The organism is Rhodococcus chondri (assembly GCF_036327435.1).
Taxonomy (GTDB): Bacteria; Actinomycetota; Actinomycetes; order Mycobacteriales; family Mycobacteriaceae; genus Rhodococcus; species Rhodococcus chondri.
Window position 1 is genome coordinate 1 of sequence record NZ_JAUZMZ010000074.1, and the last position, 23353, is coordinate 23353.

Annotated in this window: 19 protein-coding genes; 7 read left to right on the forward strand and 12 right to left on the reverse strand. The window is 66.1% G+C overall.

Translation table 11 applies throughout. The annotated features are described in order from the left end of the window. Positions 1-1100 (reverse strand): FAS1-like dehydratase domain-containing protein (locus Q8814_RS14100; protein WP_330152644.1); only part of this gene is annotated, 1100 nt, incomplete at its 3' end. 182 nt (positions 1101-1282) lie between these two features. On the opposite strand from Q8814_RS14100, the gene Q8814_RS14105 reads away from it, so the two are divergent. After that, on the forward strand, positions 1283-2086 hold the full coding sequence (locus Q8814_RS14105; protein WP_330152645.1) for a FadR/GntR family transcriptional regulator: 804 nt from the start codon (positions 1283-1285) through the stop codon (positions 2084-2086). Between the two features lie 51 nt (positions 2087-2137). Here Q8814_RS14105 and Q8814_RS14110 read toward each other — a convergent pair whose 3' ends face one another. Both Q8814_RS14110 and Q8814_RS14115 read right to left on the reverse strand, forming a co-directional pair. Then, positions 2138-3661 carry a class I adenylate-forming enzyme family protein gene (locus Q8814_RS14110; RefSeq protein WP_330152646.1) on the reverse strand — a complete coding sequence of 508 codons (1524 nt, stop codon included), beginning with the start codon at positions 3659-3661 and terminating at the stop codon, positions 2138-2140. A gap of 41 nt (positions 3662-3702) precedes the next feature. Next, positions 3703-4011 (reverse strand): hypothetical protein, encoded by a 309-nt coding sequence (locus tag Q8814_RS14115; protein ID WP_330152647.1) that lies wholly within the window; start codon positions 4009-4011, stop codon positions 3703-3705. A gap of 214 nt (positions 4012-4225) precedes the next feature. Here Q8814_RS14115 and Q8814_RS14120 point away from each other — a divergent pair, with 214 nt between their 5' ends. Together Q8814_RS14120 and Q8814_RS14125 are read left to right on the forward strand one after the other, a co-directional pair. Next, entirely contained in the window at positions 4226-4984 is a 759-nt protein-coding gene (locus tag Q8814_RS14120) for an SDR family NAD(P)-dependent oxidoreductase (protein ID WP_330152648.1), read from the forward strand. Between the two features lie 43 nt (positions 4985-5027). Continuing rightward, positions 5028-7178, forward strand: coding sequence for an acyl-CoA dehydrogenase (locus Q8814_RS14125; protein WP_330152649.1), 2151 nt, complete (start codon positions 5028-5030; stop codon positions 7176-7178). Between the two features lie 106 nt (positions 7179-7284). Here Q8814_RS14125 and Q8814_RS14130 read toward each other — a convergent pair whose 3' ends face one another. From Q8814_RS14130 to Q8814_RS14155, 6 genes are all read right to left on the reverse strand, one after another. After that, on the reverse strand, positions 7285-7950 hold the full coding sequence (locus Q8814_RS14130; protein WP_330152650.1) for a TetR/AcrR family transcriptional regulator: 666 nt from the start codon (positions 7948-7950) through the stop codon (positions 7285-7287). Between the two features lie 42 nt (positions 7951-7992). Then, entirely contained in the window at positions 7993-8973 is a 981-nt protein-coding gene (locus tag Q8814_RS14135; protein WP_330152651.1) for an NADPH:quinone oxidoreductase family protein, read from the reverse strand. Positions 8974-9010: 37 nt separating this feature from the next. Beyond that, positions 9011-9757, reverse strand: a complete 747-nt coding sequence (locus tag Q8814_RS14140) for an SDR family NAD(P)-dependent oxidoreductase (protein WP_330152652.1) — start codon at positions 9755-9757, stop codon at positions 9011-9013. Further along, positions 9754-11058 (reverse strand): acyl-CoA dehydrogenase family protein, encoded by a 1305-nt coding sequence (locus Q8814_RS14145; protein ID WP_330152653.1) that lies wholly within the window; start codon positions 11056-11058, stop codon positions 9754-9756. Before Q8814_RS14145 ends, Q8814_RS14140 begins: the two co-directional genes overlap by 4 nt. 50 nt (positions 11059-11108) lie before the next feature. Then, positions 11109-12134, reverse strand: a complete 1026-nt coding sequence (locus Q8814_RS14150; protein ID WP_330152654.1) for a phosphotransferase family protein — start codon at positions 12132-12134, stop codon at positions 11109-11111. A gap of 124 nt (positions 12135-12258) precedes the next feature. Continuing rightward, positions 12259-13284: an aldo/keto reductase gene (locus Q8814_RS14155; RefSeq protein WP_330152655.1), complete on the reverse strand. Its 1026-nt coding sequence runs from the start codon at positions 13282-13284 to the stop codon at positions 12259-12261. A 61-nt stretch (positions 13285-13345) separates the two neighbouring features. Between Q8814_RS14155 and Q8814_RS14160 the strand changes: the two genes are divergently transcribed. Further along, entirely contained in the window at positions 13346-14242 is an 897-nt protein-coding gene (locus tag Q8814_RS14160) for an acyl-CoA thioesterase (protein WP_330152656.1), read from the forward strand. A gap of 185 nt (positions 14243-14427) precedes the next feature. Next, positions 14428-16875, forward strand: coding sequence for a CaiB/BaiF CoA transferase family protein (locus Q8814_RS14165; protein WP_330152657.1), 2448 nt, complete (start codon positions 14428-14430; stop codon positions 16873-16875). Positions 16876-16950: 75 nt separating this feature from the next. Here Q8814_RS14165 and Q8814_RS14170 read toward each other — a convergent pair whose 3' ends face one another. The 3 genes from Q8814_RS14170 to Q8814_RS14180 are packed head-to-tail and all read right to left on the reverse strand — an operon-like array spanning position 16951 to position 21067. Then, positions 16951-19260, reverse strand: a complete 2310-nt coding sequence (locus Q8814_RS14170) for an acyl-CoA dehydrogenase family protein (protein WP_408015903.1) — start codon at positions 19258-19260, stop codon at positions 16951-16953. Between the two features lie 27 nt (positions 19261-19287). Beyond that, on the reverse strand, positions 19288-20070 hold the full coding sequence (locus tag Q8814_RS14175) for an enoyl-CoA hydratase-related protein (RefSeq protein ID WP_330152659.1): 783 nt from the start codon (positions 20068-20070) through the stop codon (positions 19288-19290). Between the two features lie 10 nt (positions 20071-20080). After that, positions 20081-21067, reverse strand: coding sequence for an NAD(P)H-dependent flavin oxidoreductase (locus tag Q8814_RS14180; protein WP_330152660.1), 987 nt, complete (start codon positions 21065-21067; stop codon positions 20081-20083). Positions 21068-21261: 194 nt separating this feature from the next. Here Q8814_RS14180 and Q8814_RS14185 point away from each other — a divergent pair, with 194 nt between their 5' ends. Further along, the gene (locus Q8814_RS14185; RefSeq protein WP_330152661.1) at positions 21262-22338 is read left to right on the forward strand and encodes an NADH:flavin oxidoreductase/NADH oxidase; all 1077 of its coding nucleotides are present in this window, start codon (positions 21262-21264) and stop codon (positions 22336-22338) included. An 87-nt stretch (positions 22339-22425) separates the two neighbouring features. Beyond that, complete coding sequence (locus tag Q8814_RS14190; RefSeq protein ID WP_330152662.1) at positions 22426-23223, forward strand: FadR/GntR family transcriptional regulator; 798 nt, start codon at positions 22426-22428, stop codon at positions 23221-23223. Positions 23224-23353 lie beyond the last annotated feature (130 nt).

Here is a 23353-nt window from a genome sequence, read left to right on the forward strand (position 1 = left end):
CGCAGCTCGACGTCGACGAGGTAGCGGTCGCCCTCGACGCGCTTGCCGACGACCTCACCGGTGAAGGTGTGGGTATCGCCCATGTAGTTGAACTTGCGCATCTGGCTGGACATGGTCTCGAGCCAGCCCTCGTCGCCGATCCAGTCGGTGAGGTAGTGGCTCAGCCAGCAGTCGCGCATCATGCCGTAGTCGTAGGCGGCGGGCAGGCCGATCGAGCGGGCGTACTCGCTGTCCCAGTGGATGCGCTGCGCCACGTCCGGGATGCCCTGCTCGTTCGGGATGTAGAACGGCGCGATGCGCTGGCGGTTCTTGTAGGTCAGCCGGCTCGACGACGGCGTGTACGGCGCGAAACCGTAACCACCCGAGTGGAACACCACCATGTCGGTGGTGGTCAGCGGGCCCTTGGCCATGGTGCCGAGCTTGGCGCCGACCTCGACGTCCTCGAAGTAGCGGGTGTTCGCGCCGCGGCGGACCTCGTTGGCGTAGATCTCGTCGATCTTCGCGATGTCCTCGGGTGTGTAGGACGCGGGCTCGATGGCGTCGTACTTCTTGCGCTTCTTCGACTCGTGGCGCTCGGTGTGGATGGTGATCACACGCTGCGTCTGGACGACCTCGGCACGCTGGTTGAACTGCACGTGGATGCGCGTGACGATGAGCGAACGACCCGCGAACTCGGATTCCTTGAGTTCGACGTTCTCGAAGCCCTGGAACGAGTACAGGGTGTCGCCGTCGTAGACCGGCCGGTACCAGTCGGTGGTGGTACCCGAGACGAACACGTGGATGCCGCGGAACGACGGGCGACGCTGCTCCTTCGGCACCGGATCCGCGATCAGATCCTTGGTGAGCCCGATGTTGATCATCGGCGGCGCGATCTGGCCGCCCCACCGGGTGTCGAGGGCGTATTCTTCGTCGGTGAACAGCGGGTTGTCGTCACCGTAGCTTCGCGCGAAGTTGCGCATGATGTCCGGAGTCGCGCGGGTGTACTGCTCCCGCTGCGTCACCGCGTGGTACACGCCGACCAGATCACGTGCGCGCTGAATGTCTTCGTCGCGGAACGTGTAGATCTCGGGCTTGGAATCCGTTGTCTCCGACGTGCTCATGGAGTACCTCCGTGGTCGATGGGGGCGCCGCAACCGTGGCCGGCGCTTCGAAGCGGCTGAGTGGGCGGGCGTGTGATCCGCCTCGCCGGTCCCTCCCACAGTAAGTGCACTTAGTCATAGATGTAAAGCTATTGAGGAAGATAGCTCGAAGAGGCAGTGCCGTAAGGACGTAATCTCGGACCATGACCAATCGAGAAGCCGCGTCCCTCAGCGCAGTGTCGGGTTCCGTGCGCATCCCGAAAACGGCCGAACTCGTCGCCGATCGCCTCCGCACCGAAATCGTGCGCGGTCAGTTGAAGGAAGGCGACACACTCCCACCGGAAACCACACTCATGGAAGAGTTCGGGGTTTCCCGTCCCACACTGCGCGAGGCATACCGGCTGCTCGAAGCCGAATCCCTCATCCAGCTCAAGCGCGGTGCGCGCGGCGGGGCCATCGTGTCGGTTCCCGACATCTCCGTGGCGTCGCGCTATGTCGGCTTGATCCTGCAGATGAGCGGTACCACTCTCGACGAAATCCACGAGGCCCGTATCATTTTCGAGCCTGCTTGCGCGCGGTTGTTCACAGAGCGACGCACCGACGACGACCTCGACGACCTGCACGCATGCATCGATCGGATGCGCGCAGTCACCGAGCAGGACCTGGACTCGAACAAAGCTCCCGAAATGTGGGCCGAGTTGACCGGCACGTTCCAAGCCATCATCACCGAGCGATGCGGCAACAACGCCCTCAGCGTCCAAGCCGGTGTGCTGCGGGACATCGTCAGAACGCACCAGAAGTACGCCCTGGCCCGCGGGACCCAACGAGAAGGCACGTGGCCGGCCTTCCGCCGCAATCTCCGCTCGTACGAGAAGTTCGTCGACATCATCGCCACCGGAGACGGAGCGGCAGCCGAGGAGCACTGGTCAGCGCACCTGCGGTCGGTCGGAAAAATTCTGTTCGGACGTGGCGCGGGCCGAGCATCCATCGTCGAACTGTTCGGCTGAAGTACATCGGTCCGGCCGGCGCTGCGCCGACCGGACCGATATGCATGAAACTCAGACTTCTGCAGCCTGTTCCTGCCGGGTGAGCCGGTCCACCACGTGCCTGCGCACGAGCTTCCCCGTCTCCGTGCGGGGCAGTTCGTCCCAGTACACGATACGTTCGGGAGTCTTGCTGCTGCGCAGCGCATCTCGCACGAAAGCACGCAGCTCTTCGGCGTCGACCGGAACTCCCGGCCGGAGAACGACCGCCGCTTCGATGCGCTGGCCCCACTCGTCGTCGGGCACACCGACGACGGCAACGTCCAGCACGGCCGGATGCCGGAGGATGACATCTTCGATCTCTGCAGGCGCGATGTTCTCCGCGCCGCGGATGATCGTGTCATCCACCCGGCCGCCCACGAACAGGAAGCCTTCCTCGTCCACGTATCCCTTGTCGCGGGTATCGAAGAATCCCCGCTCGTCGACCATCCGGCCGATCCCTGCGTATTCGGCGGACACCTGGTCGCCACGGACGCAGATGCGTCCCGTCACGCCCGGTTCGACCACACGGTCCTCCAGGTCACGGATCTCGAGCTCGATGCCGGGCACGATCTGCCCGACCGAGCCGAGCCGGGCCCGGACCGATTCGTCGTCGCTCTCCAGCGCCGCCCGGTGATCGTCCGGTCCGAGAACCGCGATGGTGGAGCTGGTTTCGGTGAGACCGTAGGCATTGACGAACCCGGTTTCGGGCCACATCTGCAGAGCATTCTCGATGACCCGCGCGGGCATGGGAGCACCGCCGTATGCCAGGCCGCGCAGGCTCGGCACGCTCTTGTCCGCGTCGGACTCGACGATGCGCGCGAGCATCGTGGGCACCACGAGTGCGTTGCTGATCTCTTCGCGACGGACCGTGTCGAGCCACTGCTGCGGGGTGAACTGCTCGAGCACCATGGTGCGTCGCCCCGCGTAGAGGTTCGTGATCACGTTCGCGACGGCAGCGATGTGGTACGGCGGGACGCTGACGAGCGCGGCGTCGGTTTCCTCGGCCGACGCGAACTCGACCGATCCGAACACGTACGAGGTCAGGTTCTCGTGTCGGAGCAGCACACCCTTCGGTGCCGAGGTGGTGCCGGAGGTGTAGATGACGACGGCCGGGGCGTCGCTGTCGCCGTCCGTATCAACAGCGTCGTCCTCGTCGAGTTCGGTGATCGCGGAAGCTGCGAGGTTCTGCACCCATTCCTGCGGGGAGAAAACCTTCAGCCCGGCTCGTTCCAGCGCCTCCGTCTGGAATGGGTCGGCGATGCCGAGCGCGCGCGGATGGTTGGCCAGCAGCGCGTCGAGCTGTTCGCGTCCGAGCCGGTAGTTGACCGGTACCAGCGGGACACCGGCGCGTGCTGCCGAGAACATGGCTACGGGGAACGCGGGACCGTTTACCGCGAGATACACCACGGAATCGGCTCCCGCTTCGCGGATCGCAGCGGCGCCGGCTACCGAAAGTTCCTGCAGTCGCGCTGCCGAGATACCCAGGTCGCGGCTTCCGACCACGATCCGGTCACCGAAGCCGTCGGCTGCCATGTCCAGCAACATCGTGAGATTCATGCGTCACTCCACTCGAAGGATCGATTCACCGACACCGGGTGTCAGTCCGAGGAGGGCAGCGGCTTGGCTGCCTTGAGGGGAAGCTCGCGGCCGTCGACTTCGAGCCTGCCCGTGCCGGGCTTGGTGCACAGAATTTCGATGCCGGCTTCGTCATCGGCATATCGCTTGCCCAGCTGGGCACCGCCGACGTACGCGGGGTCGATCGACGACCCGTCCCCTTCACCCTTCTTCCCGACGACCATATCGACTCCACCGCAGGTCACGGACACGTCCGTCTTGGGCGCGCGGACCACGATCACGGTTGTGGCGTCGACGGAACTGGCCAACGACTGACCGACCTTGAGAATCACGATTCCTCCATTCGAACAAGCTCTGCAGCCGGGCCACTTCTATGGCGCCGACAATCTCACCGCGGCGACTCCCGCTACGACATTGTCGAGAGTAGCGCTCGTCACATAGTTTAGATAGTACTATAAGTGACCTAACATACAAACGAGTCGGCACATGTACTACCGAGCCTCACGCGTCGACCCGAACCGCACCTACCGAACACCAGGAGTCTGCATGAACATCAGCGGAAAGAAAGCCGTCGTCGTCGGAGGTGCCTCCGGGATGGGCAAGGCAACTGCGGAGGCGCTTGCCGCGCAGGGCGCGCAGGTCGCGATCCTCGACCGTGAAGGCAGCAACGGCAAGGAGATCGCCACCGCGATCGGCGGCACCTTCTACCCGGCCGACATCACCGACTTCATCGGCGTCGAGGAGACCCTCGCTGCGGCTGTCACCGACCTCGGCGGGCTCCACGTCATCGTCACCACCGCGGGCGGTGGCACAGCCAAGAAGACCCTCGGACGCAGCGGCCCGCACGATCTCGAGACCTTCCGCCAGGTCGTCGACCTCAACCTGATCTCCACGTTCAACCTCAACCGCCTCGCCGCCGCCCACATGGCGAACAACGAGCCCGAGGACGACGAGCGCGGCGTCATCATCAACACCGCCTCGATCGCCGCCTTCGAAGGGCAGATCGGCCAGGTCGCGTACACCGCCGCCAAGGCCGGCATCGCCGGCATGGCCCTGACCATGGCCCGCGACCTCGGCTCCTTCGGCATCCGCGTCCTCGCGATCGCGCCGAGCCTGTTCGCCACCGGCGCCACCGCCGCGATCCCGGACGACCGTGTCGCACCGCTCGTCGAGGACGCCGCGTTCCCCAAGCGCATGGGCCGGCCCGAGGAATACGCGAAACTCGCCCTCGCGATCGTCGACAACGCCATGCTCAACGGACAGTGCCTGCGTCTCGACGCCGGCCAGCGGTTCGCTCCGCGCTGATCGAGACCAGCACTCGACGACAACTCACCTAGGAAGAGCCCCCATGCCACTCGCGATCACCGACGACCACCGCGAAATCGCGGATGCGGTCCGGTCGTTCCTCACGGGCCACGACGCAGCCACCCTCGCGCGACGCGTACTCGACGACCCGAACACCGATACAACCTCCCTCTGGAAGCAGCTCGCCGAACTCGGCTGGCTCGGCCTGCACCTGCCTTCCCGCTTCGGCGGCGAAGACGTCGGTCTGCAGGAAGTGGCAATCGTCGCCGAGGAACTCGGCCGGCTGCTGGTTCCCGTCCCCTTCCTGGCGTCCGTCGCGACTTCCGCGGCGCTCGCCGACGCCGGAGACGACGACCAGCAGTCCCGGTGGCTGCCCGGTTTCGCCGACGGCTCGACCGTTGCCGGGCTCGGCATCACCGGGTCGCTCACCGCGTCCGGCACGAACGTGTCCGGTGACGCCGGCCTCGTCGTGGGTGCCGTCGGTGCAAGCGTGCTCGCCCTCGTCGCCGGGGACGACCTCGTGCTCGTCTCCCCCGACGACACGGCCGTCACCGTCGTCCCGGCTCCCGACTTCGAGCCGACACTGCGTCTGGCGCGCGTGCTTCTCGACAACGCGCCGACGCTGACCGTCGTGAGCGGTGCCGCGAGCCGTGTCCGCCATATCGCCCGGACACTCGCCGCGGCCGAGGCTGCCGGCGGCGCCCGCGCGACGCTCGACGCGGCCCTCGCCTACGCCAAGGTGCGGGAGCAGTTCGGGCGGGCCATCGGTTCGTTCCAGGCCATCAAGCACCATCTCGCGAACATGCTCGCGACCAGTGAGCTCGCGGTGGCCGTCGCGTGGGATGCCGCGCGCGCCGGCACGGAGGGCGAGCAGGCCGTTCTCGCCCTGGACGCCGCTCGAGTGCTCGCGTTCGACTCGTATGTTACCAACGCGGAGAAGAGCATTCAGATCCACGGTGGTATCGGGTTCACGTGGGAGCACGACTGCCACCTGCACCTGCGTCGCGCCCAGACTCTGCGTGCACTGTTCGGTGAGCCCGATTCCGCGCTCGATTCGATTGTGGAGTCGGGGACGGCAGGGGTGCGACGCCATTTCGCGGTGGATCTGCCCGCCGAGGCCGAGACCTTCCGTACCCAGGCCCGCGAATTCGTCGAGCAGTACCACTTAGCGTCGGAAGCAGATCGCCGCGCGCTGCTCGTCGATTCCGGCTATCTCATGCCGCACTGGGCGAAGCCGTACGGCCGCGCCGCGTCGCCGGTCGAGCAGCTCGTCATCGACGAGGAGTTCGACGGGATCGATCTTCCCAATCTGGGTATCGGTGCGTGGATCCTGCTCACGCTCACCCAGCACGGCAATGCCGAGCAGATCGAGCGGTGGATCCGTCCGGGTCTGATGGGTGATCTCGTGTGGTGCCAGCTGTTCTCCGAGCCCGGCGCGGGGTCGGATGCGGCGGCGGTGTCGACGCGCGGTGTGAAGGTCGACGGCGGTTGGCGGATCACCGGGCAGAAGGTGTGGACGTCCAACGCGCAGAACTGCAACCGTGGTCTGGCGACGATTCGCACCAACCGCGACGTCCCGAAGCACAAGGGCATCACGGCTGTGGTCGTCGACCTGCATGCTCCCGGTGTGACGGTGCGGCCCCTGCGCGAGATCACGGGCGACGCCGTGTTCAACGAGGTGTTCTTCGACGACGTGTTCGTTCCTGACGAGGACGTGGTGGGAGCGGTCGACAACGGTTGGACGGTGGCGCGCGCAACGCTCGGCAACGAGCGCGTGTCCATCGGCGGCGGGAGCACGGGCGGCGAGGAACGCTCCGCCTACATGCTGCTCGACGTCGCCGCTAAGTACGCCGCGGGCGATGTCGCGACGACCCGCGCTATTGCCGCGCTCGCAGCACGTGAGCAGGCGATGGGTGTGCTCAACGTCCGGAACGTCGTGCGTGCCGTGGCGGGCGGGGAGCCCGGCCCGGAGGGCAGCATCTCCAAGATGCTCGTCGCCGAGCATTCGCAGCACGTCGGCGAGCTGGCTCTGCGTATCGCCGGTCCCGCAGTGGTGGCCGGGGACGAGCCGTCCCTTGCGTACAGCTACCTGATGTCTCGGGCGATGACGATCGCCGGTGGCACGTCCGAGGTCAACCGCAATGTGATCGCCGAACGGATACTTGGTCTGCCGCGCGAACACATCGCGAACTAGAACGAGGCTCATCGACACCGGGCGCCGGGTCAGGTACAGCTACCTGATCCGGCGCCTGGTCCTCGTCGATCACCGGCGTTGACGGACGACAGCAGCGACGATCCGGCTATGCCGGAGGACTCCCGAGTCCGGCGAGGCAGAATCGTAGTAGCGCCTTCCGGTCGTCGGGCGTCGGCTGCCGACCGGTGTCCATATAATGCGTCGCGGTGCCGGTGACGAGAGTATGGACGAACAGCGCCTGGCGGTCGGGATCGGCGATGCCCGAATCCTCGAGGATGGATTTCAGCAGCGCCTGGATGCGCTTCCGGCCTACGGGCTCTATTTCGGTTTTCTCCCTGGCGATTTGCGCTACATTCCACTGAATCACGCTACTCAGATCGGCCAGCCGCGGATCTTCGATCTGCGCGAGAACCCCGTCGATCCACGCTTCGAGCTTGTCCTGCCACGACGACTTCTTGTCCACTCGGTGCTGGAGGTAGTTGTGGACCGTGAGCATGCCCTGCTCGTAAGTGGCGACGATGACGTCGTCGCGACTGCGGAAGTGCCGATAGAACGCCTGGTTGGTGATGCCGGCCTCGTGGACGATCTCGCTGACCTTCGGAACCTCGGTGCAACCCTTGCGGAGCATCACCTCGGAGGTTGCGCGGATCAATGTCCGGACCTCGGCGTCATATGCTTCCTGCCGGGCAGGGCTGGCGGCGCGCCGTAACTGCCGACCACCGGAAATCACCAGGAATTCGGTGTCGAGCGACTCAGCGGGAGATGAGGACACGGCCGGATTCACCTCCATACGACGAAGAATGCGGTTCTGAGATTAACATGCACCGTCGAGGGCGATGACAACCTTTCCGACAGCAGTCCGGTCGTTCAGGCTCGTCAGCGCTCCCGTGACATCGTCAAGGCCGAACACCTGCGACACTAGGGGTTTCATGCCCTCCGCCACGAGCGCCGCAAGCGTCTGCTGTGCATGCGCCGGCGCGTCCGGATGCCGCTTCGCGAGGGTACGCAGCTCGACGCCCCGGATCGTAAGATCCTTCAACAGAACCAGATTCAACGGTATCCGCGGGATCTCGCCGGCTGCGTATCCCACGGTGACGAACGTGCCGCCCGGGGCCAGCGCCCGCAGCGCCGGCTCCGCGTACTTCCCACCGACCGGATCGATCACCACCTGCGCGCCACCACCGGTGATCTCCTTGATGCGCGTCTTGAGGTCTTCCGAGTCATAGGAAACGCCGACCTCCGCTCCCAGTTTCGTCGCCGCGGCCAGCCGCTCCTCCGATGACGCGCAGGCGATGACCCTGGCGCCGAGCCTGGTCGCGACGTCGACCGCCGCGGTCCCCACTCCCCCGGCGGCACCCAGCACCACCACCCAGTCGCCGGCCCGCATCGCACCGAAGGTGACCAGTGCGTGATAGGCGGTGGTGTACGTAACGCGGAACGCGGCCGCAGAAACCCAGTCCAGGTCGTCGGGTTTGGGAGTGAGTGCACTTGCCGGAACACAGATCAGTTCCGCGAAGGCACCGGTCATCGCCGAACCCATGACCGCGTCGCCCGGTTCGACCGACCGGACATCCGCCCCCACCGCCCGCACGACTCCGGCGAACTCACTACCCGGGGTGAACGGCGCGGGAACAGATACCTGGTACTTGTCCGCCACCGTCAGGACATCGGGAAAGTTGACGGCCGCCGCGCGAATCTCGACCAGCACCTCGCCCCGGGCCGGGAGCGGATCGGCCACGTCGCACACCGTCACCACATCCGGCGGACCGTATCTGTCGCAACGCGCTGCTCGCATGGTTATCCTTCTCCTCGGACCCGGGATCGGTGGTGCATCAGTACAGTCCACCATCCACACGCACGAGCGACGAGGTGGTGTAGCTCGATGCGGGGCTGGCCAGGTAGAGCGCGGTGGTGATGATTTCCTCCGGCTTGCCCGGCCGCCCGATCGCACTGCGGCTCGACTGGCGTGATTCCTCGGGCCATGCCTCGGAGATGTCGGTGAGGAACGGCCCCGCGGAGATCGTGTTGACCCGGACCGTGGGACCGAACTCGCGTGCGAACACACCGGTCAGCGCATTCAGCGCCGCCTTGGCTCCGGCGTAGGGGCCGAACTTCGGGGCGGGGAAGATCGCTCCGGACGACGACACGTTGATGATCGATCCGCCGTCACCCTGTGCCATCCGTTCCCCGATCAACGAGCTGAGCCGGAACGGACCCTTGAAGTTCACGCCGATGACCTTGTCGAACAATTCCTCGGTTGTTTCGACCGACGACGGTGCCACCGGCGACATGCCCGCATTATTGACGAGAATGTCGACCTTGCCGAACGTCTCGTACGCGGCGTCGACAAGTGCGTCGATGTCGCTCCACTTGCCGACGTGGCACGCGACCGGCAGCGCCTTGCGTCCGAGGGCCTCGACCTCCCGGGCGACCGTCTCGCATGCGTCGATCTTGCGGCTCGTGATCACCACGTCCGCGCCGGCTCGCGCGAACGCCAGGACCATTTCACGTCCGAGTCCGCGACTGCCACCGGTCACCAGGGCAACCTTGCCTTCGAGATTGAACATGTTGTCGGTCATGCGATTCCGTACTCCTCGAGGACAGCAGCGTGCTTGACCTTGGCGGCAGCCAGACGGGTGGGAATGTGCTCGGACGGGAACAGTGTGTCGACGGGCTCGTAGTTCTTCAGGACACCGCGGGCAACAGCAACCTTGTGGACCTCCGTCGGTCCATCCGCCAGGCCGAGCGACAACGCGCCCGCCCACATCTCGTGCAGCGGCAGTTCGACGGTGACACCGAGCGAGCCGTGCACCTGGATCGCCCGATGAACGATGTCGTGGTAGATCTTCGCCATCGCAACCTTGCACATCGCGATCTGTGTGCGGGCGGCACCGTGCGGCTGGGTGTCGATGACCCACGCGGTGTTGAGAACCAGCAATCGGAACTGTGCGAGTTCGATCGCCGAGTCCGCGATGAACTGCTGGACGAGCTGCTTCTTCGCGAGTGTCTCCCCCTGCGTGGTGCGCGAGAGGGCCCGCTCGGCCATCATGTCGAAGGCGCGTTGGCATTTGCCGACGGTGCGCATCGCATGGTGCACTCGCCCACCGCCGAGGCGGGCCTGCGCGACCTCGAATCCCTGTCCCGGTCCGCCGAGGATGGCGTCCGCCGGCACCCGCACGTCGTTGTACCGGATGTACCCGTGCGTGCCCTCGTCGAGTTCCTCGCGGTCGCCCATCACTGCGACGTTGCGGATGATCTCGATACCCGGCGTCTCGGCGGGCACGACGAACATCGACATCCGCCGGTACGGCGAGGCGTCGGGGTCGGTGACGGCCATGACGATCAGGAACGAGGCGTACCGCGCGTTCGACGAGAACCATTTCTCGCCGCTGATGACCCATTCGTCGCCGTCCTTGCGGGCCGCGCAGACGAACTCCTTGGGGTCTGCGCCCGCCTGCGGCTCGGTCATCGAGAAGCACGAGACGATGTCCCCGTCCAGCAGCGGCTGCAGGTAGCGGGCCTTCTGTTCATCGGTACCGAACATCGCGAGGATCTCGGCGTTTCCGGTGTCCGGTGCGGCAGTTCCGAAGACCGTGGGTGCCCACATGGAGCGACCGAGGATCTCGTTGAGCAGACCGAGCTTAAGCTGGCCGTATCCCTGGCCGCCGAGCTCCGGGCCGAGGTGGCACGCCCACAGGCCCTGTTCCTTGACCCGTTCTTGCAACGGCTTCAGGATCGCGCGTGCCGCCTTGTTCTCCGTGTTGTACGGCTGGCCGAGGTGCGGAAAGAGCAGATCGAGCGGTTCACACTCTTCACGAACGAACTTTTCGACCCAGTCGAGCTTCTGCTGAAAATCCGGTTCGGTCTGAAAATCCCACATAGTCGTCCCTTTACAAGTAGTTCGTGGTGTGCGGCGCAACTCGCGGCGTGTCAGGCGCCGACGAGCGCGAGTGCCTCGCGGATGAGTTCCGGCAACGCCGGCTCCATCCGCGCGAAGGAGGGGTTCATCGTGTTGTGCTTGCGCGCACGCTTGATCAGCAGCGCCGTTGCGGCGGCTTCCTTGTAGCGCGTGAGAGCGTCGAACCATTCGAGATCGGGGATCTTCGCGCCGAACGAGTTTTCGTACTCCCGGACGACCTCGGCGATCGTCGGCGCGCCACAGGGCTCGTCGTTGGGGCGGGCGGGATGCCGGGCCTCGTCGGTGAAGTACGTCAGCCAGGTCAGGTCGATGCGGGGATCGCCGACCGACCAGATTTCCCAGTCGATGATCGAGGTGACCCTCGCGCCGTCACACAGGGTGTTGCCGAGACGGAAGTCTCCGTGATTCACCACGGGGGCCATCGATTGCGGGATCGTCGCGTGCAGCGCCTTCGCGCACGTCTCGTAGTCGCCCTGAAGATCCTCGGGAGCGGTGGCGAATGCCTTTGTCCACCGTTCGATCTCGTCCTCGATGGTGATGACCGGTTCGTCACCGAGGTCCACCTCGGCGGGGACGACACGGTGCAGATTGCCGAGCATGCGGGCGGCATCGAAGAACCGCGTGCGTGTCTGTTCCCGGAGTGCGTCACTGCGGTTGTCCTCGAGCAGGGGCTCGACGCATTCTCCCGCCACGAATGCCATGGCCACGAACGGCGGAACCTCTTTCGATTCCCCCGGTGCGGAAAAGTAGACTTCCGGCACCTTCACGCCGTGCGCCCCGTGCAGTGCGTTCATCAGGCGTCCCTGCCGCAATACGTCGCGGTTACGGACGGGATCGAGTCCGGGAGGCGCGACCTTGAGGACCACCTGTTGATCACCGGCGGCCGACGAGGCGTCTGCGATGAAGGTGAGGCTCGAGGAACCGCCCGAGAGGGGACGCACGCCGGAGACGGTGAGGCCGTCGCGCCAGTCCTGCCCGGCGCGGGTGGCACGGACGGCCAGGTCTGCGTGGAGTTGTTTGTCGTCGATGGGCGACATGCGATGCCTTTCCGCCGAAGGCTCCCCGTGCGATTACCCAGGAAACCCAATAGTCAGATTGTTATTCTGAGAATAGTATTCTGACTTCGCTGGCGGTTGTCAACACCGAGCCGTGACGACCCGGTCAGCGGCGCCTCCGTTGCTTGTGGCGAACCGCCCGCGGCTCGAACGCGAGGTCGCCGCGCGCAATGGTGGTGCCGGGCGACACGATCTCGTCGATGCGATCGAGGATGTCGTCGGTGAGCACGATTTCCGATGCGGGAAGCTGGCTTTCGAGCTGCGCCATGGTCCGTGGGCCGATGATCACCGAGGTCACCGCGGGGTGCGCCATCGCGAAGGCGAGCGACAGGCCGATGAGGTCCGTGCCGGCATCGACCGCGACCTTCTCGAGCTTGTCGAGGGCTTCGAGCTTGCGTTGCGCGCCCGGTGAGTCGGTTCGCCAGGAGCCCTGCGGCACACGCGCGAACCGCGAGTCCGCCTCGGGATCCGCATCGGCACGGTATTTGCCGGTCAGCCAGCCGCCGTTGAGCGGGCTCCAGACGAGCGTACCCATGCCGTGGCGCAGAGCTGTCGGAAAGACGTCACGTTCGGCACCGCGAACGAAGATCGAGTAAGGGGGTTGTTCCGTGCGCAGCGTGATGTGCCCGCGCCGCTCCGCCACCCACTGCGCCTCGACGACGGCTTCGGCCGGAAAGGTCGACGAGCCGATCATCCGCACCTTTCCGGACCGCACGAGATCGGAAAGAGCAGAAAGGGTTTCGTCGAGATCGGTGTTCTCGTCGAGCCGGTGGATCTGATAGAGGTCGATGTGGTCGACGTTCAACCGTCGCAGACTGTCCTCGCACGCCTGCACGATCCAGCGGCGCGACGCCCCGCGACGATTGCGGTCGCGGCCCATCGGATTGTAGAACTTCGTGGCCAGCACGACGTCGTCGCGGCGACCCGCGATCGCGGCACCGACGATCTCCTCCGACTGCCCCCGGGAGTAGACATCGGCGGTGTCGATCATGTTGATGCCGGCGTCGAGCGCCCGGTGCACGATCTCGGTGCATTCGTTCACGTCGGAGTTGCCCATCGACCCCAGCGACATCGCGCCCAGGCTCAGCGCGGACACCTGCACGCCACTGCGCCCCAGATAGCGGTATTCCATCGAAACTCCTCGCGTTGGATACGACCTACACTGAAGGACAACGTAGTTATACAATTAAACGATGTCTATGGTCGTCACCGCCGAAGATCTTGCGAGTATCACTCGCCCGCCCGTCGGGCGCATCCTGTCCCTCCAAGACGTGGGCGACGACGTGTTCCGGGGCGCCTCCCACATCCGAGCGCCCCGGATATACGGCGGGCAAGCTCTCGGACAGTCGCTGGTGGCCGCGGGCCTCACCGTCGATCGCGACAGGCCGCTGCACTCACTGCACGGGCACTTCATCCACCCCGGCCGCTCGGACATGCCCGTCGACTACCAGGTCGAACGACTGCGTGACGGCGGCAGCTTCACCACGCGCCAGGTACGGGCCGTGCAGGAAGGCCGCACGATCTTTCTCGCGACCGCGTCGTTCCAGCGCCCCGAGAAAGGCCTCGAACACCAACTTCCGGTGAGCGCTCCCGCGACACCCCCGGAGGAACTCCCCCGCTTCGAGGACAGCCTGAGCCCGGAGGAACTGAGCGAAGCCGCGTGGCTTCTCCCTCTTTTCAACAATATCGGGGTGGACTTCCGCTTCCCCGAGGAATATCCGCGGCTCGCGAACCGCCGCGGCGAGGCCCGGCCGCCGCGCCAGCGTGCCTGGATCCGCTCGCCGGAACGGCTCGGCGACGACGATCTCGTCCAGGCCGCGGGTTTCGCGTACTGTTCCGACCTTTTCCTGCTTTCGGCCGCGTTGCCCCCGCACGCCCGGCACATCGATACTCCGGGCCTGCAACTCGCGAGCCTGGACCACACGGTGTGGCTACACGCGCCGTTCCGCGCCGACGAATGGCACCTGTACGAGCAGCACGGGTCTCGAATGGGTGGCGGTCGCGCACTCTCGCGCGGTTACCTCTTCGATCGCGAGGGCAACCTCCTGGCGAGCACGGCACAGGAGGGGCTCCTGCGCTTCCGGGACTGACCGGACTGCACTCGAACGCGCGTCGACACTGGTCGGGGTGTGTTTCTCGCTGTTCAACCAGAGAAGCTACCTGCGCGCAGACCATCTCGATTGGAACAAACTTCGGCGAAGTTGTAGACGTAGTGAACTTCGTTAGTTATAAAGATCACACCCACTCCGTTCGCCCACCCTTCGAAAGGTCTGAAGTGAACGCCGTTTCTCCCCAGTCGCCCGCCCCGCTGGACGGTTTGACCGTGATCGATCTGTCCCTCACCACTCCCGGTGCCTACGCCAGCGTCTTCCTTGCCGACGCCGGCGCGGACGTCATCATGGTCGAGCCGCCGACCGGCAACCCCATGCGGAAGGTGACCGGCTGGCCGGCCCTCGCTCGTGGCAAGAAGAGCGTCACCCTCGATCTGCACAGCGATGCCGGCATCGCGCGGCTCCACGACCTGCTCCGCGGCGCCGACGTCCTCATCACCACGTCGCGCCCGGCCGCACTCGAGCGCATGGGCCTCACGCCCGACCACCTCGCCGAGCTCAATCCGCGCCTGGTGAGTGCATCCATCACCGGCTGGGGCACCACCGGCCCGTGGGCGGACGACAAGGGTTACGAAGCGCTGGTGCTCGCCCGCATGGGCGTCTTCCACGGCAAGGCCCAGATGTCCGAGCGTCCCGGCCCGTCGTTCACACCCACTCCGTGGGCGTCGTGGGGAGCAGCGCACACCGCCGTCCAGGGCATTCTCACCGCACTGTACGAACGCGAGTCCAGTGGTGCCGGCCAGCACGTCGAGGCCGATCTCCTGCGCGGTGCGGCCTCGATGGATACCTACAACTGGTTCTTCGAACTCGTGTGTGCGCGTTGGCCCGACGCCTATCAGGCGATGTACGCGTTCGATGATCAGGGTCGACCCGCTGCGCCCTTGATCTACCCGCTGCTCGTCGCACAGACCAAGGACGGTCACTGGCTGCAGTTCGCGCAGACCGAGCCTCGCCTGTTCTTCGCGATGATGACCGAGTTCGGTCTCGCGCACGTCTTCGCCGACCCGTATTGGCAGGGCCTGCCCGTCTTCGAAGACGTCGAACGACGCGTCGAACTGCGGGACATCATGCTCGAGAAGGTCCGCGAGCGCACCCTCGCCGAATGGCAACACGTCTTCGATACGAACCCGGACGTCAGCGCCGAGATCTTCAACGATCCGGTCGCCGCACTGGATCATCCGCAGCTTCAGCACGACGGCCGTGTGGTCACCGTCGACGACCCCGATCGCGGCCCGGTTCGCCAGCCGTCGACGCTCGTTCACGTCGACGGCAAACCGCTCACCGAGCTGCAGCCGGCACCCCGTCTCGGGGCCGACACGGAGCAGGTGCTCGCCGGCCTCGCATCCGTATCGAACACTTCACCGGGTTCGCCCGCGCCCACCGGAGAGCTACCCCTCGCAGGGGTCACGATCCTCGAACTCGGCTCGATGTTCGCCGCACCCTACGGCGCGACACTACTCACGGATATGGGCGCCCGAGTCCTCAAGGTCGAGCCCCTCGCAGGCGATTCGATGCGCACCCTGGTCGCCTTTCCCGAAGCCGGTGGCGCGAAGGTGTTGCAGGGCAAAGAATCCATCGCACTCGACATCAACACACCCGACGGCCTCGCGATCGTCCACGAACTCGCGAAGAAGTCCGACATCGTGCTGCAGAGTTACCGAGCGGGGGCCGCGAAACGCATCGGCGTCGACGCCGCGACCCTGAAGGCACTCAATCCGGACCTGGTGTACCTCAACGCTCCGGGGTACGGCACGGACGGACCTTACGGGGGCCGCCCGGCATATGCGCCCTCCGTGGGTGCTGCTTCGGGCCTGACCATGAGCGACCTCGGCGGGCTCGACCTCCACGGCAACGATCTCGAGGAGATCAAGCGCGTGGCTTTGCGCCGACATACCGCGGGCGCCAATCCGTCCGTCCAGGCCGACGGTGTCGCCGCCCTCGGCGTGGCTTCGTCGATGCTGCTGGGCGTGCTCGCCCGCAAACGCGGTTACCCGATGGGCGACATGACCGCGACCATGCTGTCCTCCGCCACCCACGCACTCATGGACCGCAACACCGACTACGAGAACCGCCCCGAGCCGCCGGTCTCCGACCCCGACCTGTACGGCCTCGGTGCCCTGTACCGCTTGTACGAGGCATCGGACGGCTGGATCTTCCTCGCTGCCCCGCAGGACTCCGAGTGGAGCGCCCTGGGTGAGGCGCTGAAGCCGTACATCGACCTCGGACAGGAGAAGTACTCGACGCCGGAGCTGCGCCGCACACACGACGCCGATCTCGCCGAGGCTCTCGGAGTGGTGCTGCGCACCCGTTCCAAGTTCGAGTGGGAGAAGGACCTGGGCGCCCAGGACATCGGCTGCGTCGCCGTCACCGAACGGACCCCTGAGATCAACCTCCAAGGTGACGAGTACTTCGAGGCGGGATACAGCGTGCTTGCCGACAGTCCAGTCTTCGACGAGCACCGCCGCCTCGCTCCCCTGACCCGATTCTCCCGTTCGGGAGTCAAGGCCGACGCTGGGTGCACGATCGGTGAGCACACCGACTCGATACTCGCCGAGATCGGGTTCGGCCCCGAGCGCATCGCCGAACTGCGGGAGAAGGAAGTCGTCGGCTGACCGACCCCCGCCCCTCGACACACGACGAGGCCGGTGTCCCGAATGGGACACCGGCCTCGCCCGTTACCGGCCTCGTCAGGCAAGCCGGTCGAACACCTCGCTCACAGCACGATCACGCAGCACCTCCGGACGCCCGATCCACGCTTCGTTGGCCGTGGCGCGGCGCAGCAGAAGATGAGCGGGATGCTCCCACGTGAAACCGATACCGCCGTGGATCTGGATGCAGTCCTCCGCGGCGGTCACAGCGGTGCTCAGCGCAGCTGCCGTGGCGAGATTCGCCGAGGTCGCGGCGTCGGGATCGTTCTCGACACAGTCCGCGGCCGAAAGCACCTGTCCCCGTGCGCCTTCTGCACCGACCAGCATGTAGGCGCACCGATGCGAGATGGCCTGGTACGACCCGATGGGCTGCCCGAACTGTTCGCGCTGCCCGGCCCAGTCCACGGCCATCGCAAGTGCCCGGTTGGCGATACCCACCGAGTCCGCCGCAACGAGCAGCTGCGCGACGCGGCGAGCGCGGATCAGCGCGTCGTCGACGGCCTGTCCGGAAGCGAGCACCGTGGCCGGCGCCCCGTTGGCGGTGACGATACCGACGGTCGCGGTCAGGTCCACCGCGTTCTGCACCGTGACGGTGACATCGGCGGGCTGCACCGAGACGAGCACACGGTCGCCGGTGGCCGCGTCGGTCGCAAGGACCACGAGCACGTCGGCCACGGGCGCACCCGCCACGCGTTCGATCCGGCCGGTCAACCGGCCACCGTCGAGCACGGGCAGACCCGAATCGAGAACCCAACCCGTGTCGTCGATGGGAGCGACGAACGCGGCGGTGGCACCGGACACCACGGTGCGGGCCTGCTCGTCCGCACCGGCTGCAACGAGCACCTCGAGGGTGACCGCGGTCGGCACGAGCGGCACCGGAGCCAGGTGGTATGCCGCTTCTTCGACGGCCGCGCACAACAGCCGCAACGACTGGCCACCACCGCCGAGGGATTCCGGAGCAGATAGACCGGGCAGGCCGAACTTCACGAGCTCGTCCCACAACCCGATGTCGTAGTCGCCGGGCGTGGACTCACGCGCAAGCAGCTTCTCGGTGTCCACGTACGATGACACAAGATCGCCGAGCACATCTCGTAGCGCCGCTTCGTCCTCTTCGGGAGCGGTGAGCGGGCGACCCGGCGAAACCACCGGGTCGCGGCGGCCTTCGCCCCGATGCGACGGCAGACCGAGCACGTTCTCGGCAATGGTGTTGCGCTGGATCTCGGCGGTGCCCGCACCGATCGTCGCGGCGCGCGCCATCACGTATCCGTAGGTCCAGCGGCCCTTTTCGACAACACTTTCGGACCGAGTGTTCAGCACCGCCCCCGACCCGGTCAGGCGCAGCGCGAGCCGGTGCATGTGCTGCTCGAACTCCGACTTGACCAGTCGGTTGACCGAGGCGACTCCGCCCGGATCCTCATTCCGCAGCACGGCGTCGAGGGCGCGGGCACTGTTGGCCGCGATCGCGCGGACGTTGGTTTCGACCTTTGCGAGCTCTTGACGAATCAGCGGATCGTTCGCGTAACCCTGCTCCGCGGCAAGCTTGAAGACCTTGTCGACCGTTCCGCGGTAACGGAATTCGTCGGCGAGGAACGCGGTGGCACGCTCGTGACCGAGCGAGGTCCGCATGATCGACCAGCCGCCACCTTCTTCACCGAGACGATTGGCGACGGGCACCTCGACGTCGTCGAAGAAGACCTCCGCGAAGTGGTGGCCGCCCGCCGCGTCGCGCAGCGGGCGTACCTCGATGCCCGGTGAATTCATCGGGATCAGCAGATAGGTGATACCGGATGTGCCGCGGCCGGGGGCACCGGTACGCACCAGTGCGAAGATCCAGTCGGCCTTGTCGGCCATGGTGGTCCAGATCTTCTGCCCGGTCACCCGATAGACGTCGCCGTCGCGCACCGCGCGCGTGGACAGCGACGCGAGGTCGCTGCCGGCGCCCGGCTCCGAGAAGCCCTGGCACCAGAATTCGTCGGCCCGCAGCAGCGGCTCGAGGAAACGATCCTTCTGTTCCTGCGTGCCGTGCACGATGATCGTCGGCGCAACGATGAACGACAGACCACACGGATGCTTCGGCGCACCGGCCTGTGTCGTCATCCGGTAGTAGTCGAGCTGGTCCTCGAGTGAGAGTTCCATGCCGCCGGCTTCGCGTGGCCAGCCCGGCGCCGCGAGACCCGCGTCGACGAGTTCGGACTGCCATGCCTTGGCGGCCTCGAAACGCTCACGGGACGTCGCCGGACGCGGACGCTTCCGGTAGTCGTCGAGCAGTGCGGCCAGCCGGTCGCGCCAGTCGCCGGTCGTTGCTTCGAGTACCGCCGTGGTCTTCTGTTCCACCGCGCCACCTCCCATGATGTCAGAACTCGGATTGTGTGTAGGTCAGGATTTTTCGGCGCGACGCTGGCCGAACCGCGCGCCGATGTCGGCGCCGTCGGAACGGTGCGTGGCACCGGCTTCGGCTTCGAGGCCGAGTGCGTGGGCGAGCGACGCGCCCGCGCCGTCCTTGAGCAGGCGCAGCATCCGCTGCACTGCCCCGGGGTGCCCGCCGGCGATCTTGCCGGCGATCTCGAGCGTGCGCTCCATCAGCTTCTCGTGCTCGACAACTTCGTTCGCGAGGCCGATCCGTGCCGCAGTGTCTCCGTTGATGGGTTCTCCGCTGAGGATGAACTGGATTGCGGCGGGCAGGCCCACCATGCGCGGCAGCATGGCGCTGCCGCCCCAGCCGTTGAGGAGGCCGATCTGGGCGTGGGTGTCGGCGAACTCGGCCCGGTCGGAGGCGATGATGAACGAGCAGTTCACGGCCAGTTCGTAACCCCCGGTGTAGCACGGCCCGTTCACGGCGGCGATTACCGGTTTGGAGATGCCGCGCAGCACCTGCGTGGGCGTGACGCCTTCGGTGCGGGGCGGTGGGCCGGACAGCGCCTCGGGTAGGTCCACACCGGACGAGAACGCGGTGCCGGCGCCGGTGATCACCACGACACGCACCTCGTCGTCGCCGTCGGCGCGCCACAGTTCCTTCTTCAGCGCCTTGCGCATCGCCCGGTTGATGGCGTTGCGCCGGTCGGGGCGGTTAAGTGTGAGGATGGCGATCGGCCCGTCTTTGGTGACGAGCAGCGGGGATTCCTCGGGGGTCGCGGTGTCGCGTGCGTCGGTCTCGGTCATTGTGCGCCCCTCAGGAGACGGAAACGGAGTCGGTGATGTTGCGGGTCAAGGAGAGCAGGTTCTCCTCGGCGTCCCACGCGATGCGGCGCACGAGCTCGCCCGCCGGCGGTATGTCGCGGATCAGGCCCTGTGCGACACCGACGGTCCAGATTCCGGCTTCGGGATCGCCGTTCTCGTAGACCTTGCGGCCACGGGTGCCGGCGACGAGGTCCTTGACGTCCTTGAAGCGTCCGCCCTTGTTCAGGATGTCGACGACCTCTTCGCTCACCGAGTTCTTGGCCGCGCGCATCGTGTTGCGGAGCTGACGGAAGATCAGCTGGGTGTCGAGCTCGCTGGCGCCGACGATCTGCTGCTTGATGTTCTCGTGGATCGGGCTCTCCACGGTGCACATGAACCGGGTACCCATGTTGATGCCGGCGGCGCCGAGCGTGAGCGCGGCCGCGAGGCCACGGCCGTCCGCGAAACCGCCGGAAGCGATGAAGGGAATGTCGAGGGCGTCGGCGGACGCCGGGATCAGAACCAGACCGGGGACGTCGTCCTCACCGGGGTGGCCCGCGGCCTCGAAGCCGTCGATGCTCACCGCGTCGACACCGATACGCTGCGCCTTGAGGGCGTGACGGACGCTGGTGCACTTGTGGATGACCTTGATGTCGTGCTCTTTGAAGTGCTCGACATGCACCGTCGGGTCGGAGCCTGCCGTCTCGACGATCTTCACGCCGGAGTCGATGATCACCTGCCGGTACTCCGCGTACGGCGGTGGGTTGATCGACAGCGTGAGGGTGAGGTTGACGCCGAACGGCTTGTCGGTCAGTGCGCGGCACCGCTCGATTTCCGCGGCGAGGTCCTCGGGGGTGGGCTGGGTCAGCGCTGTGATGATGCCGAGGCCACCTCCGTTGGAGACCGCAGCGGCAAGTTCTGCCCGGCCGACCCACATCATGCCGCCCTGCACGATCGGATGTTCGATACCGAATTCTTCGGTGAACCGCGTCCTCAACATTGCCGCTCCTCGGAGTTCGCCGGCACTCCGGCGCCTGATCTCACGGTGAAACACCGCTTGCTTACATAGATAACATAGTTGACTATGTATGGTAGGCGCAAGGAACGATCGCGACCTGATTACATGGTCGACGACCTGCACGAGCACCACCCAGTCGCCTTACCACCCACTTCATCACCGGAATCGGAGGACCTGTGTCCGAGAGCCTGCTGTTCTCGCCGATCACCCTGCGCGGCGTCACATCCCGAAACAGAATCTGGGTAGCTCCGATGGCGCAATACTCGGCACCGGAATCCGGAGTACCCACAGACTGGCATCTCGCGCACCTCGGCGGAATGGCTCGCGGCGGCGCCGGGCTGGTCATGACCGAAGCCACCGCCGTGGAGCCGGCCGGACGCCTCGGACCCGCCGACACCGGTATCTGGAACGACGAGCAGGTCGACGCATGGCGGCGAATCACCTGGTTCATCTCCGACATGGGCGCCACTCCCGCCATCCAACTCGCCCACTCCGGGCGCAAGGGCAGCACCAGCCGCCGGGGCATCCCGCTCCCGTCCGAAGAAGGCGGCTGGCAGACCGTCGCCCCGTCGGCGATCGCCTACGAAGGCCTACCCGAACCGCACGCGCTCACCCGCGACGAAATCGCGAAGCTCGTCACCACGTATGCCGACGCCGCAGAGCGTTCGCTCGACGCCGGCTTCGAAGTCGTCGAAATCCACGCCGCACACGGCTACCTGATCAACGAGTTCCTGTCTCCTCTCGGCAACGCGCGCACCGACGAGTACGGCGGCACCTTCGAGAACCGCTGCCGCTTCCTGCTCGAGATCGTCGCCGCCGTCCGCGCTTGTCTGCCCGACACGATCCCCCTGCTGGTGCGCATCTCCGCCACCGACTGGGCCGAGGGCGGCTGGACCCTCGACGACACCGCTGCCCTGTGCCGCCTTCTCGAGGGCACCGGTGTGGACATGATGGACATCTCGAGCGGCGGCATGGTCGCGCACCAGAAGATCACCGTCGGACCCGCCTACCAGGTTCCGTTCGCCCGAGTCGCCCGTGAAGCCGGCGCATTGCCCGTAGTGGCGGTCGGACTGATCACCGAGGCGGTACAGGCCGAGCAGGTACTCGTCGATGGTGCCGCCGACGTCGTCATGGTCGGCCGACAGCTACTGCGCGAACCGCACTGGCCCTACCGCGCGGCGACCGAGCTCCGGTCGGAGCTTCGCTGGCCCGCCGCTTACAACAGCGCGCGTTACCGTGGAAGCATCCCGTGACACGCTCACACAGGTAGAGACCGACCTACTGCCCCTCGGGTACCTTACTAGGTACGCGAAGTTGAACCAGAGTAGGAAGGCGTCCCCGTGACCGACCAAGCATGGGCTCCAATCTTCGATGCCCCCGGCACGACGGGACGAGCAATCCGAACCCCCAAGACCGCCGAACTCGTCGCCCGCAAGCTGCGCAGCATGATCGTCGACGGCGAACTCAAAGACGGCGACCATCTCCCCCACGAAGCCGAACTGATGGAACACTTCTCCGTCAGCCGGCCCACGCTCCGCGAAGCGGTCCGCGTACTCGAAGCCGAACGGCTCGTCGAGGTCCGCCGCGGTTCCCGCTCCGGCGCCCGCGTGTGCGTGCCGGGCCCTGAGGTGGTCGCACGACCGGCGTCCCTGCTGCTCGAGCTGTCGGGCGCCACTGTCGCCGACGTATATATCGCCCGCCAAGCCATCGAACCCGCCGCCGCGCGGCTTTTGGCCGAGAACGGCACCGAGGAAGCCTTCGACGAACTCGAACGCATCGTGGACGAAGCAATTCCGTCGTCGTACGAGTCCGGCACATTCGGGCAAACCGCTGCGAGGTTCCACCTCCGGATGGTTCAGCTGGCGGGCAACGCCACACTCGCCCTGATCGCGGGAATGCTGCACGAAATCTACGAGCGGCATACCACGAATGTCACCCGAGAGCGACTCGCGACCGACGTGGAAAAGTACGACGCAAACTACAAGTTGTTCGTCCGTTCGCAGCGCAAGCTGATCAAGCTGCTACGAGCCCGCGACGGATCCGGTGCATTCACGCATTGGCAGAAGCACATGGTAGTGGCACAGTCCCTGGTACTGAGTGGTCGAGAGGACACGAAGGTCCGCGACATCCTGGACTGACCACTAGCCTCGATTTTTCGCGCGGCCTGACCGGAGGTCGGGTTTGCGTCGTTCGATGCTGATTTCAGTGTCAGGGCACGAGGATGCACCCGACACCGCTCGGGTGGGAGCCCGGTTCCACGGTCCGGGA